This window comes from Micromonospora sp. NPDC048907 (assembly GCF_055586885.1).
Genome location: NZ_JBVJHI010000010.1, coordinates 13120 through 28554, shown reverse-complemented (window position 1 = coordinate 28554; position 15435 = coordinate 13120). Strand labels below are relative to the sequence as shown.

The 15435-nt window shown below is 73.9% G+C and carries 13 protein-coding genes; 5 read left to right on the top strand and 8 right to left on the bottom strand.

The features are described from left to right. Positions 1-216: 216 nt before the first annotated feature. From ccrA to ACZ6PY_RS27500, 4 genes are all read left to right on the top strand, one after another. A complete protein-coding gene (ccrA, locus tag ACZ6PY_RS27515) occupies positions 217-1572 on the top strand; it encodes a crotonyl-CoA carboxylase/reductase (RefSeq protein ID WP_466077568.1) in 1356 nt (451 codons plus the stop codon). 243 nt (positions 1573-1815) lie between these two features. Then, the gene (locus tag ACZ6PY_RS27510; RefSeq protein ID WP_466077188.1) at positions 1816-3072 is read left to right on the top strand and encodes a DivIVA domain-containing protein; all 1257 of its coding nucleotides are present in this window, start codon (positions 1816-1818) and stop codon (positions 3070-3072) included. 173 nt (positions 3073-3245) lie between these two features. Further along, the gene (locus ACZ6PY_RS27505) at positions 3246-5228 is read left to right on the top strand and encodes a coiled-coil domain-containing protein (RefSeq protein ID WP_466077185.1); all 1983 of its coding nucleotides are present in this window, start codon (positions 3246-3248) and stop codon (positions 5226-5228) included. A 293-nt stretch (positions 5229-5521) separates the two neighbouring features. Next, the gene (locus ACZ6PY_RS27500; RefSeq protein ID WP_466077565.1) at positions 5522-6616 is read left to right on the top strand and encodes an AI-2E family transporter; all 1095 of its coding nucleotides are present in this window, start codon (positions 5522-5524) and stop codon (positions 6614-6616) included. 3 nt (positions 6617-6619) lie between these two features. Here ACZ6PY_RS27500 and ACZ6PY_RS27495 read toward each other — a convergent pair whose 3' ends face one another. The 7 genes from ACZ6PY_RS27495 to ACZ6PY_RS27465 form a co-directional block, all read right to left on the bottom strand. Next, positions 6620-7429 (bottom strand): alpha/beta hydrolase, encoded by an 810-nt coding sequence (locus ACZ6PY_RS27495; protein WP_466077182.1) that lies wholly within the window; start codon positions 7427-7429, stop codon positions 6620-6622. Positions 7430-7495: 66 nt separating this feature from the next. Further along, positions 7496-7828, bottom strand: a complete 333-nt coding sequence (locus ACZ6PY_RS27490) for a hypothetical protein (protein WP_466077179.1) — start codon at positions 7826-7828, stop codon at positions 7496-7498. 63 nt (positions 7829-7891) lie between these two features. Continuing rightward, positions 7892-8941 carry a hypothetical protein gene (locus ACZ6PY_RS27485; protein WP_466077176.1) on the bottom strand — a complete coding sequence of 350 codons (1050 nt, stop codon included), beginning with the start codon at positions 8939-8941 and terminating at the stop codon, positions 7892-7894. Then, a complete protein-coding gene (locus ACZ6PY_RS27480; RefSeq protein WP_466077173.1) occupies positions 8938-9432 on the bottom strand; it encodes a SigE family RNA polymerase sigma factor in 495 nt (164 codons plus the stop codon). The genes ACZ6PY_RS27485 and ACZ6PY_RS27480 overlap by 4 nt, the downstream gene beginning before the upstream one ends. A gap of 41 nt (positions 9433-9473) precedes the next feature. Continuing rightward, positions 9474-11264, bottom strand: a complete 1791-nt coding sequence (locus tag ACZ6PY_RS27475; protein WP_466077170.1) for a 3-hydroxyacyl-CoA dehydrogenase family protein — start codon at positions 11262-11264, stop codon at positions 9474-9476. 124 nt (positions 11265-11388) lie between these two features. Beyond that, positions 11389-12453, bottom strand: a complete 1065-nt coding sequence (locus tag ACZ6PY_RS27470) for an alpha/beta fold hydrolase (protein ID WP_466077167.1) — start codon at positions 12451-12453, stop codon at positions 11389-11391. Between the two features lie 86 nt (positions 12454-12539). Next, the gene (locus ACZ6PY_RS27465; protein WP_466077163.1) at positions 12540-12998 is read right to left on the bottom strand and encodes an FHA domain-containing protein; all 459 of its coding nucleotides are present in this window, start codon (positions 12996-12998) and stop codon (positions 12540-12542) included. Between the two features lie 253 nt (positions 12999-13251). On the opposite strand from ACZ6PY_RS27465, the gene ACZ6PY_RS27460 reads away from it, so the two are divergent. Further along, a complete protein-coding gene (locus ACZ6PY_RS27460; protein WP_466077160.1) occupies positions 13252-14754 on the top strand; it encodes an aldehyde dehydrogenase family protein in 1503 nt (500 codons plus the stop codon). Between the two features lie 19 nt (positions 14755-14773). On the opposite strand, the gene nucS is transcribed toward ACZ6PY_RS27460, so the two are convergent. After that, the gene (gene nucS / locus ACZ6PY_RS27455; protein ID WP_466077157.1) at positions 14774-15433 is read right to left on the bottom strand and encodes an endonuclease NucS; all 660 of its coding nucleotides are present in this window, start codon (positions 15431-15433) and stop codon (positions 14774-14776) included. Positions 15434-15435: the final 2 nt, after the last annotated feature.

Genomic DNA, 15435 nt, shown 5'->3' with positions numbered 1-15435 from the left:
GTTTCACGTTCCCACGGACACCTCCACGCATCGGCGGATGCAGTTTTTCACAGAGGACTTCCCGCCCTAGCTACCGTTCAGTAACGTCCGGGCCCACAGGAGTGCGACCGGTGCCGGATGTGTCGATTGCCGACATGGCGGTCCCGTCGCACCGGCGCCGACGATGGCAGCACCCCTGCCCGCCCGGTGCGGGTGCGCGACGAACGGGAGGTCACCGTGCAGGACATCCTCGAAGCAATCATGGCGGCGGAGGGCTCCGCGCAGCCGGAGAGGGAACTCGCCGGCGTCGCCGGCCTGCCGGTACCCGAGACCTACCGGGGCGTGGTGGTCCGCGCCGAGGACACCCGGATGTTCGACGGCATGGCCACCCGGGACAAGGACCCGCGCAAGGCGCTGCACGTCCAGGAGGTGCCCGTCCCCGAGCTGGGCCCGGGCGAGGCGCTGGTGGCCGTGATGGCCAGCGCCATCAACTACAACACGGTGTGGACCAGCATCTTCGAGCCGCTGCCCACCTTCAAGTTCCTCCAGCGCTACGGCCGGCTCTCCGAGCTGACCCGCCGGCACGACCTGCCGTACCACGTGGTCGGGTCGGACGCGGCGGGCGTGGTGCTGCGGACCGGGCCGGGCGTGACCCGGTGGAAGGCGGGCGACGAGGTGGTCGCGCACTGCCTCTCGGTCGAGCTGGAGGACGCCGCCGGCCACGACGACACCATGCTCGACCCGCAGCAGCGCATCTGGGGCTTCGAGACCAACTTCGGCGGGCTGGCCGAGCTGGCCGTGGTCAAGGCCAACCAGCTCATGCCGAAGCCGCGCCACCTGAGCTGGGAGGAGGCCGCCAGCCCGGGTCTGGTCAACTCCACGGCGTACCGGCAGCTCGTGTCCCACCACGGCGCGAACATGAAGCAGGGCGACGTGGTGCTGATCTGGGGCGCCTCCGGCGGCCTGGGCGGCTACGCCACCCAGATGGCGCTGGGCGGCGGCGCGATCCCGGTCTGCGTGGTCTCCTCGCCGGAGAAGGCCGAGCTGTGCCGGAAGATGGGCGCCGAGCTGGTCATCGACCGCACCGCCGAGGGGTTCCGGTTCTGGAAGGACGAGGAGACCCAGGACCAGGACGAGTGGCGCCGCTTCGGGGAGCGCATCCGCGAGCTGACCGGCGGCGATGACCCGGACATCGTCTTCGAGCACCCCGGCCGGGAGACCTTCGGCGCCAGCGTCTACGTCGCCAAGAAGGGCGGCACGATCGTCACCTGCGCCTCCACGAGCGGCTACCTGCACCAGTACGACAACCGCTACCTGTGGATGCACCTCAAGCGGATCGTCGGCAGCCACTTCGCCAACTACCACGAGGCGTGGCAGGCCAACCGGCTCGTGGCGCTCGGCAAGGTGCACCCGACCGTGTCGAAGACCTACCCGCTGGAGCAGACCGGCGAGGCCGCGTACGAGGTGCACCGCAACGCGCACCAGGGCAAGGTCGGCGTGCGCTGCCTGGCGCCCGCCGACGGTCTCGGCGTCCGGGACACCGAGCTGCGCGCCCGGCACGAGACCGCGATCAACCGGTTCCGCGGGCACTGACCGTCGGCATTGCCTTTCCGGTAGGCCGCAACACCATTCGACTGCCGCACGACAAAGGGCCGCGGGCGCCGACCCGCGGCCCTTTTCGCGCCCTTCCCGCGGGGTCGCCCGACCCGCCCGGGACCTGCCAAGATCGCCAGTTGGTCCGGTCCCGGCACGGGGCGAAGTTGACCATGTAAACAGGACACGAAAGGTGCGGACCGCTCTTGCGAAGCACCCTGGGGCGTCTGCGAGTATGTCCCAATGCCCCAGCAGCAGTCCTCCCCTCTTGCGTTCTTCGATAACGCGAACTCACAGCCCGATTTCACCGTCGGCCTGCGTGGTTACAACACCAACCAGGTCGACGACTTCATCGGCCGGCTGACCGCCGCCCTGAGCCAGTCCGAGCAGGCCCGCGCCGAGGCCGAGCAGCGGATGAACGACGCGCAGCGCCGGCTGCGCCAGGCCGAGCAGCGCCAGGGCGCGCTCGAGCAGAAGCTCACCGAGACCAACAAGCAGCTCGAGGAGAACAGCCGGCCGACCCTCTCCGGCCTGGGCACCCGCGTCGAGCAGATCCTCCGGCTCGCCGAGGAGCAGGCCAACGACCACCGCAACGAGGCCAAGCGCGAGTCGGAGGGCATCCTCTCCGCCGCCCGCCTCGAGGCGCGGGAGATCACCGACAAGGCGCGCGCCGAGGCGGCCGCCATGAAGGCCACCGCGGAGCGCGAGGCCGGCAGCGTCCGCACCGCCGCCGAGCGGGAGGCCGCCGAGGTCCGGGTGCAGGCCCGCCGCGAGGCCGACACCCTGCGCGCCGACGCCGACCGGGAGACCAAGCAGCTGCGCACGGTCACCGCCCACGAGGTGGCCGAGCTGAAGTCCACGGTCGAGCGCGAGGTCGCCACCCTGCGCGCCACCGCCGAGCGAGAGATCACCCAGCAGCGGGCGAAGGCCGCCCGCGAGGCCGAGGAGAAGCGGGCCGAGGCCACCAAGCTGCTCACCGACGCGCGGGACAAGCGCGACAAGGACCTCCAGGCGCTGGAACTCCAGCTCGCCGAGCGGCGCGAGAAGGCCGAGCGCGAGGAGTCGGAGCGGCACGCCGCCCAGGTCGCGCAGACCCAGAAGCTGGTCAGCGAGGCCGAGCAGCGTGCCCGCGCCGCCCAGGAGCGGGCCAAGGAGATCGAGCAGCGGGCCGAGGCCCGCCGGGTCGAGTCCGAGCGCACCGCCACCGACACGGTCGAGAAGGCCAAGGCGCTGGCCGACAAGACGGTGTCCGAGGCGAGGGCCGAGGCGCAGCGACTGCTCAGCGAGGCCCGCACCGAGGCGGAGCTGACCACCCAGGCGGCCCGTCGCGAGGTCGAGGACCTCACCCGGCAGAAGGACGCGGTCACCTCGCAGCTCGGGCAGATGCTCTCCGGTCTCGCCGGCATCGTGCCGGGCGTGCCGGCGGGGGGCGCCAACAAGCCGGAGGCCCCGAAGGCCGACGGCACCGACAAGAAGGTCACGGCCGAGTCGGCCAGCTGACCCCCACCACCCGCTGACGGGGCATGAGCCGCGGCGCGGGGTGACACCGGGTGACCGGTGTCGCCCCGCGCCGTCATGCTTTCCCGTCCGTTTCGCCTGTTCAGTGAAGTGCACCTCCCAACCGGGGCGTCCGTATCGCCCCAGCAGGGCCGGATGCGTGTGAGGATGGGGGCATGTCGCACGGCGAGGAACTGTTCGCCCTCGGCGGGGACGTGACCACGGAGCCCAGCTTCGAGTCCGCTCTGCGGGGGTACGACAAACGACAGGTCGACCGTTACGTCGCTCGTGCGGAGCACGAGATCTCCGCGCTGACGACCGAGCGGGAACAGGCGTACACCCAGATCCACAAGCTGGCCGGCCAGGTCGAGGTCCTGCAACGCGACCTCGCCCAGGTGCGCAAGCAGGTGGGCGTGGTGGACCGCGCCTCGTTCCGGCACCTCGGTCCCCGGGTCGAGCAGATCCTCACCATGGCCGAGGAACAGGCCGACGACATCCTGGCCGCCGCCAACGAGGAGATCGAGGCCCGCCGGGCGGCCGCCGAGCACATCATCGAGGAGGCCCGGGAGCAGGCCGCCCAGGCCCTCAAGGACTTCGAGATCGCCCTCGCCGCCCGCCGGGCCGAGGAGGAGCGACACACCGCCGCCCGCAAGGCCGAGGCGGAGGCCACCCTCTCCGCCGCACAGGCCGAGGCCGAGAAGCTGCGCAAGACCGCCCAGGACGCGCTGGCCAAGGCACAGCAGGAGGCCACCCAGCTCCGGGACACCGCCAAGGAGATCCACGCCCGCGCCCAGCAGGAGTCGACCCGGCTGCGCGAGGCGGCCAAGGAGGCGCTCGCCAAGGCACAGCAGGAGGCCACCCAGCTCCGCGAGGCGGCCAAGGAGGTGCACGCCAAGGCCCAGCAGGAGGCCAAGCGGCTCACCGAGTCCGCCGCCGAGGCCGGCCGGGCCACCCACGCCAAGGCGCTCACCGAGGCCAAGAAGATCGTGGACGACGCGGAGGAGGCCGCGAAGGTCACCCGCGGCCGGGCCCGGACCGAGGCCAACCGGCTCACCACCGAGGCCGCCGAGGCCGGCAAGCGCAACCGCGCCGAGGTCGACGCGTACGTGCAGCGGATGCGGACCGAGACCGAGGCGTACGTCCAGCAGGCCCGCGCACAGACCCAGCAGGAGCTGGGCGCCTGGCGGGCCGGCGTGGAGAAGGAGGTCAAGGCCCGGCAGGAGACGGTGGAGAAGGAGCTGGCCCAGCGCCGCGCCACCGCCGAGCAGGAGTTCGCCAAGCGCCGCGACGAGCTGGACAAGCAGCACACCAGGCGGCAGGACGAGCTGGAGAAGGCGTACACGGCCCGGCGTACGGAGATCGAGCAGGGCGCGGCGGAGCTGCGGCAGGCCGCCGAGCAGGACGCGCTCACCATGCGCCAGCGGGCCGAGGAGGAGGCCGCCGAGCTGCTGCGCCGGGCCGAGGAGGACGCCGCCGGCAGGCGCCGCAAGGCCGACGAGCACGTGGCCGCATCACGGCGGCAGTTCGAGGAGTACGCGGCCACCACCCAGCAGCACCTGGCCACCACCCAGCAGCACCTCGCGGCCACTCAGCAGGAGGTGGCCGCCGGCCGGCAGCAGCTCGCCCAGGTGATGCTGGAGATCGCCAACGCCCAGCAGGAGCTGGCCGACCTGCGCACGGAGACCTGGAAGTCCCGGCAGGAGTCCGACGACCTCCAGCGCCGGCTCGCCGAGCTGCACACGGAGGCCGGGCGGGCCGGCCTCGCCGCCACTCCCGTCGACCCGGCCGACCTGGCCACGGCGGCGGGCGGCCGCGGCGCGAACGGCACGCCGGCGGACGACCGGACGCCGGTCCCCGCCGCCGCCAAGGGCACCGCGACGGTCTCCCCCGACGGCGGCGCTCCCGCCGAGGCCGGGGAGCCGGCGGCGGACGGCGTGAAGGCCCGCCCGGTCGCCGAACCCGTGACCACCGTGGACGGTTCCGAGGCGAGCGCCGGTGTGGAGGGCGAGCCGACCGTGGCCGCCGTGCCCGGCGAGGGCGGCCGGGGCGCCACCCCCACGAAGATCACCAGCACCGGCGAGAACGGCAAGCGCCCGACCAAGCCGACCACCGACGAGCGCAGCGCCAAGCCGAGCGCCGTCACCGTCGACAAGGACTGACCCGGGGCCGGTCCCCCCGGTGGCCCGGCCGCCGGCGTCGCACCTCACCGGAGCGGCGGGATCGAGGCGGCGGGGGATGGTCGGGGCGGGCGTCGACCGATAACCTGCGGGTGCAGGGGCTGCGCCACCGAGGACTCCTCCGGTGCGCACGGCCCGCCGCAGGGGCGCTCCGCCGGGCCGGAGCGGGAGCCGGGGAGGCACGGGTGTCGCAGGAGGGATCCGCCGGCCCGGGCGACGACCGGCCCGACGCCCCGCGTCCCGACCCCGGCCCCGCCCTGGCCGGCAAGCCCCCGCTGGCTGAGGCCGGCGCGGAGACCGAGCCGACCGAGTTCGAGCCGAGCGGACGCTTCGGCGTGCCGGGCCGCCCGCTGCGGCGCAGCAGCTTCCTGATCGGCTTCACCGGGGCGCTCGGCGTGCTCCTGGCGTACGCGGTGTTCCTGGGCGTACGGAACTCGGCAGGCATCCTGGTCCTGGTGGTGATCGCGCTCTTCCTCGCCGTCGGCCTGCACCCGGCCGTGGTGCGCCTGCGCAGCTGGGGGGTGCCGCAGGGGCTGGCCGTGACGGTGGTGACGTTGACCGTCCTGCTGCTGATCGTCGGCGGGCTGTTGGCGCTGGTGCCGCCGGTGGTGACCCAGTCCGGGCAGTTCATCGACCACCTGCCCGGCTACGTCGACGAACTGCGCCGCAACCCCACCGTCAACGACTTCGTCGAGCGCTACGACGTGATGCAGCGCGTCCAGTCGGCGGCGAACGCGGACACCATCGGCCGGGCCCTCGGCGGCGTGCTGGGCGGGGCGCAGCTCATCTTCGGCACCATCTTCCGGGCGCTGACCGTGCTGGTGCTGACGATCTACTTCCTGGCCTACTTCAACAAGCTGCGCGACCTCGGGTACGCGCTGGTGCCCCGCACCCGCCGGGAGCGGGTCCGCCTCATCGGCGACGAGATCCTGGCGCGGGTCGGCGCGTACATGGTCGGTGCGCTGGCCATCGCGGTGCTGGCCGGGGCGAGCACCTTCGTGTTCGCCCTGGTGGTCGGGCTGCCGTACCCCTTCGCCCTGGCGGTGGTGGTCGCGGTGACCGACCTGATCCCGCAGATCGGGGCGACCCTGGGCGCCGTGGTGGTGACCCTGGTCGGGCTCGCCACCGACCTGCCGGTCGGCATCGCCTGCCTGGTGTTCTTCCTGATCTACCAGCAGGTCGAGAACTACCTGATCTACCCGAAGATCATGCGCCGGGCGGTCTCCGTCAACGAGGTGGCCGCGCTGCTGGCCGCCCTGCTCGGGGTGTCGCTGCTGGGCGTGGTCGGCGCGCTGATCGCCATCCCCACGGTGGCCGCGCTCCAGCTCATCCTGCGCGAGGTGGTCCTGCCGCGGCAGGAGTCCCGCTGACCGTCAGCCGGCGCGGCGCTGCTCCGGCCCGGGCACCGGGGTGTCGGCGAAGGCGGCCACCGTCCGGTCGGCGTACGCGCTGACGTCGCCGGTCTCCATGGGGCCGTCCCAGGTGGTCGGCAGCGGGACCGGCACGGCCGGGTTGACCCGCCTGACGATCTCGTCGAGCACGGTCTCGGCGTCGCCGACCCAGAGGTGCTTGGCGCCGGAAACCCCGACCACCTCGGCCTGCGGCACCGCGGCGAAGCGCTGCCGGGCCTCCTCGGGGCGCAGGTAGTCGTCGAACTCGGGGACCAGGGCGGTGAGCGGCCGGCCGGACTCGGCCCAGACGGTCAGGTCGGCGGGCGCGGAGTAGCGCAGCGGCGGGGAGAGCAGGATGGCGCCGGCCACGGCCGGGTCGCAGCCGTACTTCAGCGCCAGGTCGGTGCCGAACGACCAGCCGACCAGCCAGATGTTCGGCAGCTCGTGGAACTCGGCGTACTCGATGGCGGCGGCCACGTCGAAGCGCTCCCCGACCGCGCCGTCGAAGGCCCCCTCGCTGGTGCCGCGGACGCTGCTGGTGCCCCGGGTGTTGAAGCGGAGCACGGCCAGGTCGGCCAGCGCGGGCAGCCGCCAGGCCGCCTTGCGGAACACGTGGCTGTCCATCATCCCGCCGTGGGTGGGCAGCGGGTGCAGGCAGACCAGGGTGCCGGCCGGCTCCCGGTCCAGCGGCCGGGCCAGCTCGCCGACCAGCTTCAGGCCGTCGGCGGTGTGCAGCTCGATGTCCTCCCGGCGGCCGGGCAGGATCGACGACGCACGGATCGGTGTGCTCACCGCCCCAGTCTCCCGCGCCGCCGTCCGCGCCGCCCGCCGGGGCGGAAACAGGGTGATCCAGATCGCTCAGCCGTGCCGGGGGGCGCCCCGGCCGCGCTGGAGGTTCGGCCCGCGCCGGTCCCGGGCCCGCCAGCAGCCGCCGTGCCAGTGCCGGCGGTCGTTCAGGTCACCCCGGTCGTCGGCCGGCCAGGCCACCACGTGCGCCACCCCCGGGCGGATCTCCTGGTCGCAGCCGGGGCAGCGGTACGTCTTCACCGACGCCCCGCCGGTGATCCCGCGCACCTGCCAGTCGCCGTCGCGCCACTGCTGGACGGTCGGCACGCCCTGGCGCGCCCGCTCGGCGTCGAGGTGGGTGGTGTCGTCCCGGCGGGGACGGTTGCGACGGGGGCTCACGGTCACCAAGCGTACGGTCCGCCGGCCGGAGCGACCCGGGTCGGGCGGCTCCGGCCGGCGGTCGCCCGGTCAGGGCCAGGTCTGCAGGCGGGCCGGGTCCTCGGCCAGCCGCGCGCCGCCCAGCAGCGTGCCCGCGTCCGCCTCGGTGAAGCCCTGGCCCGGCCAGCCGAAGGTGGCGCGCACCTCCACCTTCGGGATGCCGACCAGGTCGACGGTCCACCCGTTCGGCGGCACGTACGCCGGCCGGCCGCCGACCGTCCGGTTGGCCTGGGTGCTGGTGCCGGACTGCGCCGCGTACCGGTACGTGACAAGCATGTTCTGCGCCTCGCCCCGCACCACGGTGAGCTGCGCGGTGATCAGCCGGGGGTACGCGGAGAGGTCGACCCGGCAGGCGCCGAGCCTCGCTTCGGCCGGCAGCGTGCCGAGCCGCACCGGCGCGGCGCACCGCCGGGCCTCGTCCCAGCGCAGCGCCCCGACGAGGCGGGCGAGCGCGAACGGGTCCCCGCCCACCATGCTCGCTCGGGCGAAGAGGCCCGTCGCCGGCCGGAACCAGGTCACGTACCCGCTCTGGCCGGCGCCGAGCGGCACCCGCTGGACGGCGCCGTCGAACGCGGCCGGCCGCGGTGGGCTCACCGGGAACTCTTCGATCCCGCCGTCGCGCAGGGGGGCCTCGGACCGGGTCACCTCCACCCTGGCCCGCCGTCCCCCGGCGGTCTCGACCTGGATCGACTCGACCTGGCCGCCGTCGACCCCCCAGCCCAGGTACCGCGCCTGCGCCGGGTCGACGCCGAAGTGCAGCACCCTCGGGTCGGTGCCGACCCGGGCCGGGTCGGCCGCCGCTCCGGGCACCCCGTCGGCGCGGGGCGGCACCGGCGGGGCCAGGGTCGGCGTGGCGGCCGTCCAGGGCAGCCGGCCGTTCAGGCCGCCCACGTCCGTCGCGGTCACGCCGGCGAAGCCGACGACGCCGACCAGCGCGAGCGCGGTGCCGGCGGCGACCCGCCGGCGCACCTGCCGGCGCCGGCCGAGGGCGCGGGAGTTCCGCAGCAGGCGATGGGCGTCGGTGTCGCCCTCGGCGTGCTCCCGCAGCACCGAGGTGATCCGCTGGTCGAGGTCGGTCACTGCCGGCTCCCCTTCGTCGTCGGGGCGCCGCAGCGCTCCCGGAGCTGGGCGAGCGCCCGCATCGCGTGGGTGCGGACGGTGACCGGCGAGCAGTCGAGGATCTGGGCGATCGTCGCGTCGTCCAGGTCCTCGTAGTAGCGCAGCACCAGCACGGCGCGCTGGCGGTCCGGGAGGGCGCGGATCAGCCGCCACATCTCGTCCCGGTCGGCCGCCTCGCCGCCGAGGTCACCGCGCTGGGGCCGCTCGGCGAAGGTGTCCACGGCCAGCTCGCGGCTGGACCGGCGGCGCCACCAGGAACTGTTCGCGTTGACCAGCATCCGCCGTACGTACACGTCGGGCCGGTCGGCCCGGGCGATCTTCCGCCAGTGCACGTACGCGCGGGCCAGCACGTCCTGCGTCAGGTCCTCGGCGCGGTGCGCGTCCCCGGTCAGCAGCCGGGCCAGGCGTAGCAGGGCCGGGCCGCGGCTGCCGACGTACTCCTCGAAGGTCACGTCCTGAAGACGCCGTCACCGGCGCCCGGCGTTGACCCGGATCAGCGCCGGGTGTGGTCGCGGAAACCGCGGCCGCTCTTGCGGCCCAGGTAGCCGGCGGTGACCAGGTGCTCCAGCAGCGGCGCGGGGGCGAAGCCCGGCTCGCGCAGCTCCAGGTAGAGCTCCCGCTGGATGGCCAGCGACACGTCCAGGCCGACCACGTCGAGCAGCTCGAACGGGCCCATCGGGTAGCCGCAGCCGAGCTTCATGGCGTGGTCGATGTCGTCGGCGGTCGAGTAGCTGGCCTCCAGCATCTTCACCGCGTCGTTCAGGTACGGGAACAGCAGCGCGTTGACGATGAACCCGGACCGGTCGCCGCAGACCACGCCGGTCTTGCCCAGGCCCGCGCAGACCGCCCGGGCGGTGGCGGCGGTCTCCGCCGAGGTGCGGATGGTCCGCACGATCTCCACCAGCGGCATGATCGGCGCCGGGTTGAAGAAGTGCAGGCCGATCACGTCGGCCGGCCGCTGGGTGGCCATCGCCACGTCGATCACCGGCAGCGACGAGGTGGTGGTGGCCAGCACGACGCCCGGCTTGCAGATCTCGTCGAGGCTGGCGAACAGGGCCTTCTTGACGCTCAGCTCCTCGACGACCGCCTCGACCACCAGGTCCACGTCGGCCAGGTGGTCCAGGGTGGCCGACCAGGTGACCCGGCCCAGCGCGGCGTCCCGGTCGTCCTCGCTCAGCTTGCCCCGCACCACACCCTTGTTGAGGGAGGTCTTGACCGCCTCGCAGACCTTGGCGGACTTCTCCGCGCCCCGGGTCACCGAGATGACCTCGTAGCCGGCCTTGGCGAAGACCTCGATGATGCCGGTGGCCATGGTCCCGGAGCCGACCACGCCGACCTTGGTGATCGCCCGGGCGCCGTCGGCGAGCGCGGCACCCGTGCTCACCGGGGTGTGCTCGTCGGGTACGACCACCGGGGAGCCCGGCCGCTCGTAGGTGTAGAAGCCGCGGCCGGACTTCCGGCCGAGCAGCCCGGCGGTGACCATCTGCTTGATCAGCGGCACCGGTGCGTGCCGCCGGTCCCGGCCGCCCCGCCGGTACATGGTGTCCAGGATCTCGTACGCGGTGTCGAGGCCGATCAGGTCCATCAGCGCGAGCGGGCCCATCGGCAGGCCGCAGCCGAGCTTCATGGCGGCGTCGATGTCCTCGCGGGTGGCGTACCGGGACTCGAACATGCCGACCGCGTGGTTCAGGTAGCCGAACAGCAGGGCGTTGGCGATGAAACCGGCCCGGTCGCTGATGGTGACGTCCACCTTGCCGAGCCGCGCGCAGAGCGCCTCCACGTCGGCCACCACGTCGGCCGACGTGACCACGGTGCGGACCACCTCGACCAGCTTCATGACCGGCGCCGGGTTGAAGAAGTGGATGCCGATGACCTGGTTCGGCCGGGTGGTGGCCACGGAGATCTCCGTGACGCTCAGGGAGGAGGTGTTGGTGGCCAGGATCGCCTCGGGCCGGCAGACCCGGTCCAGCTCGGCGAAGATCCGCTGCTTCAGGTCCAGGTGCTCCGGCACCGCCTCGATCACCAGGTCCACCGAGTGCAGGGCGTCCAGGCCGACCTGCCAGTCGATCCGGGCCAGCAGCGCGTCCCGGTCCGCCTCGGCGAGCTTGCCCTTGGCGACGGCGCGGTCGGTGGAGCCGGTGAGGGTGGCCCGGCCGCGCTCCAGGGCGGTCGCGGAGATCTCGACGGCCACCACGTCGATGCCGTTGCGGGCGAACACCTCGACGATGCCGGCACCCATGGTGCCCAGACCCACCACACCCACACTGGTGAACTCGCGCGCCACGACCGGCCTCCCCTGGTTGACTCCGCCGTCGCCGACATGAACGGCGGCTAAGGTTATGCGCCGGAGTCTGCCATGTGACGCTGCGTTGTCGAGACGCCGTGGGATATTTCACGCACCGCGTCGCTCAGACCCCGGAGGGCACCTCCGTGAGCGCCAGCAGCTCGGCGACGAACTCGGCCGGCCGCTCCAGGTGCGGGCTGTGCCCGCAGCCGGGCAGCACCACCTCCCGGTACGTCCCGCCGGCCGCCGCGTACCCGTCGAGCACCGCCCGGGTCTGGCCGACCATCGGCTGCGGCGGGCAGTCCGCCGCCCCCGGCCAGCCCGGCACCACCCCGAGCGACCCCAGGTACGCCAGGTCGAACAGCGAGGTGTCCGAGACGATCACGTCGGCGTCGCCGCGTACCCAGGTCACCGGCGGCTTCGCCGGGACGGCGACCAGCTCGCCGGCGAGCCGGAAGTGGGCGGGCGCCAGCGCGTTGAGCACACCGCGCTCCCCCGCCGCCATGCCCGGCCAGTGCGCCGAGGCGACCGCCGTGCCGGGGTAGTTGTCCTCGCCGGTGGCGGTGGTCAGCATGCTCTCCAGCAGCAGGTCCTCGTCCCCGCCCAGCGACACCGGGTCGGCCACGTACGCCGAGCGCAGCACGGCGCGCGGGCTGGTCGGGCCGTCGGCGCTCCGGTCGTGCGCGGCCAGCCGCGCCACGAAGTCCGGGTTCGCGGTGCCCGCCCCGGTGCCGGCGAAGTCGGGAGTGGTGGGGGTGCCGTCGAGGTCCCGGGTCCCGCCGAAGCCGTACGGGGAGACCGGCGCCTCCAGCAGCAGCCCGGCCACCCGGTCGGGGTGGTCGACCAGCAGCCGCATCGCCACCCCACCGCCCAGCGAGTGCCCGACCACCACCGGCCGGGCCCCGGGGGCGAACAGGCCGGGGGCGTCGAGCAGGGCGGCCACGTCGTCGGCGAAGTCGCCGAGGCCCCGGGTGGCGTCGACCGGGGCGGTGTCGGTGTCGCCGTATCCGCGCAGGTCGGGGGCGACCACCCGGAGCGTCCCGGGCAGCCGGGGCAGCAGTGGCTCCCAGAAGGCGGCGGACGACACGTTGCCGTGCACCAGCAGCACCGGAACGCCGTCCGGCGGGCCGGCCACCCGGACCGCCTGGACGATGCCGTTGGCCCGGACGGTGTGTCGCTCGCTCCCCATCCGCGCATGCTGGCACGGCCGGCGGCGACCGGTCCATGTGTGCGGCCCCCATGCGGGGCGGCCGGCCGGTGTGGCCGAGCCCCGGCTCAGCGGTGCGCGTCGACCGCCAGCGGCAGCGTGCCGCGCGACTCGATCGGCGCCCGCGGCGTGGGCGGGACCGGCAGCGGCAGGGTGGGCCGCTGGTCGCGGCGTGGCTGCCCGAAGCTCATCCCCACCGGGTCGGTCCGGGCCACGCCCGGGTCGAAGAAGCGCAGGTCGGTGCGGCCCAGCCGGATCACGTCGCCGTCCGTGAGCGGCACGCTGCCGACGATCCGCTGGTCGTTGAGCCAGGTGCCGTTCGTCGAGCCGAGATCGGTGAGCACCACCCCGTCGACGGTGGCCTGCACCGTCGCGTGCCGCCGGCTCAGGTGCGGATCGGCGAGCACGATGTCGGCGCTCGGCGCCCGGCCGACCAGCTGTGGATCCCGGCCGACCCGGAAGCTCAGCCCCCGCATCGCCCCACCCGACACCGTCAACAGCGGCATCAGTTCCGGATGCTCCTCCATGGACAGTCGACCTCCACCCCACCGTCGCTCCGCGGCGTCAGCCTGCCACCTCACCGTAATCGGTCCCACCACCGCGCGGTCACCCCCGGGACCCCGGCCGGCCATCTCCTGTTGGCCGTTTCGGCGGGCGCCGCCGGTTCAAGCCGTGGCACATCCGTCGATCCCGCCGAGCGCGCGACCCCGCCGACCTGGGCAGAGGGTACGGCTCCCGCGGGGCCTACCGGTGAGTAACGCTCGGGTCTAGACTCCGGCCATGACGGCTGTGCATGTCCCGGGGACCCCGCTCATCGAAGACGGCCGACTGGTGTCGACCAGTCCGGCGACCGGCGCGGAGGCCGGCCGGCTGCCCGTGGCGACCGAGGCGGACGTGCGCGCCACGGTGGAGCGGGCCGCCGTCGCCGCCGACTGGTGGGCCGGGCTCGGCTTCGCCGGCCGGCGGGACCGGCTGCTGCGCTGGCGAGGCGTGCTCGCCCGCCGGATGGAGGAGCTGGCCGACCTGGTGCACGCCGAGGGCGGCAAACCGGTCGGCGACGCCGTCGTGGAGATCCTCACCGCGCTGGAGCACATCGACTGGGCCGCCCGCAACGCCCGTCGGGTGCTCGGGCCGCGCCGGGTCCGCTCCCGGCTGATCCTCGCCGAGTTCACCGCCCACCTGGAATACCAGCCGTACGGGGTGGTCGGCGTGATCGGGCCGTGGAACTACCCGGTCTTCACCCCGATCGGCTCCGCCGCCTACGCCCTCGCCGCCGGCAACGCCGTGGTGTTCAAGCCGAGCGAGTACACCCCGGCCGTCGGGCAGTGGCTGGTGGACCGGTTCGCCGAGGTGGTGCCGGAGCAGCCGGTCTTCCAGGCCGTGCACGGGCTCGGCGACGTCGGCGCGGCCCTGTGCCGCTCGGGGGTGGCGAAACTGGCCTTCACCGGCTCGACGGCCACCGCCCGGAAGGTGATGGCCGCCTGTGCCGAGACGCTCACCCCGGTGCTGCTGGAGGCGGGCGGCAAGGACGCGATGATCGTCGACTCCGACGCCGACCTGGACGCCGCCGCCGAGGCGTGCGTCTGGGGCGCGCTGACCAACGCCGGGCAGACCTGCATCGGCATCGAGCGCGTCTACGCGGTCGACCAGGTCTTCGACGCCTTCGTCGACAAGGTGGTCACCAGGGCCGGCCGGCTCACCGTCGGCCCCGACGGCGCCGACATCGGGCCGATCACCATGCCGTCCCAGGTCGACGTCATCCGGCGGCACATCGACGACGCGGTGGCCGCCGGCGGCCGGCCGGTGCTCGGCGGTCCCGAGGCGGTCCAGCCGCCGTACGTGCACCCGACCGTGCTCGTGGACGTGCCGGAGGACTCCGCCGCGGTGCGCGAGGAAACCTTCGGGCCGACGCTGACCGTCAACCGCGTCCGCGACGTGGACGAGGCCGTCGAACGGGCCAACGCCCTGTCGTACGGCCTCGGGGGTTCGGTCTTCGGCCGCAGGCGGGCCGTGGCGGTCGCGCGGCGGCTGCGCTCCGGGATGGCCGCGGTCAACTCGACGCTGACCTTCGCCGGCATGTCCACACTGCCGTTCGGCGGCGTCGGCGACTCCGGCTTCGGCCGGATCCACGGCGAGGACGGGCTGCGCGAGTTCGGCCGGGCCAAGTCGATCACCCGCCGCCGGGCCCGCTCGCTGCTGCCGTCGATGACCTTCGAACGCACCCCCGCCGACGTCGCCCGCCTGGTCAAGGCCGCCAAGCTGATGTACGGCCGGGGCCGCTGAACGCCCCGGCCCGCCCGGCTCAGAACAGGGTCAGCTCGTCGCGCTCGATGCCCCGCAGCTTGTCGTAGTCCACCACCACGCACCGGATGCCCCGGTCGGTGGCGAGCACCCGCGCCTGGGGCTTGATCTCCTGCGCGGCGAACACGCCGGCGACCGGGGCGAGCAGCGGGTCGCGGTTCATCAGTTCGAGGTAGCGGGTGAGCTGCTCCACGCCGTCGATCTCGCCGCGCCGCTTCACCTCGACCGCGACCGCGCGCTGGTTGGCGTCCCGGCACAGCAGGTCGACCGGGCCGATCGCGGTCATGTACTCCCGCCGTACCAGCGTGAAACCGTCGCCGAGGGTCTCCGGGTTGGCGGCCAGCAGCTCCTGCAGGTGCGCCTCGACACCGTCCTTGCGCAGGCCCGGGTCGACGCCCAGCTCGTACGAGGTGTCCTGGAAGATCTCCTCCAGGGTGATGCGCAGCTCCTCGCCGGCCTTGTTGACCACCCGCCACACACCCGGGGCCTCCTCCAGCCGGCACGGCGGGCTCATCCAGTTCAACGGCTTGTAGGCCCGGTCGTCGGCGTGGATCGACACCGACCCGTCCGCCTTCACCATGAGCAACCGGGTGGCCGGCGGCAGGTGTGCCGACAGTCGTCCGACGTAGTCCACCGAGCACTTCGCAATCACCAACCGCACCC

Bases quoted from the DNA above. Each gene is read 5' to 3' on its own strand.
- ACZ6PY_RS27460 (WP_466077160.1), top strand. From the start codon at position 13,252: ATGACGGCTGTGCATGTCCCGGGGACCCCGCTCATCGAAGACGGCCGA.
- ACZ6PY_RS27465 (WP_466077163.1), bottom strand. From the start codon at position 12,998: ATGGAGGAGCATCCGGAACTGATGCCGCTGTTGACGGTGTCGGGTGGG.
- ACZ6PY_RS27505 (WP_466077185.1), top strand. From the start codon at position 3,246: ATGTCGCACGGCGAGGAACTGTTCGCCCTCGGCGGGGACGTGACCACG.
- ACZ6PY_RS27510 (WP_466077188.1), top strand. From the start codon at position 1,816: ATGCCCCAGCAGCAGTCCTCCCCTCTTGCGTTCTTCGATAACGCGAAC.
- ACZ6PY_RS27470 (WP_466077167.1), bottom strand. From the start codon at position 12,453: ATGGGGAGCGAGCGACACACCGTCCGGGCCAACGGCATCGTCCAGGCG.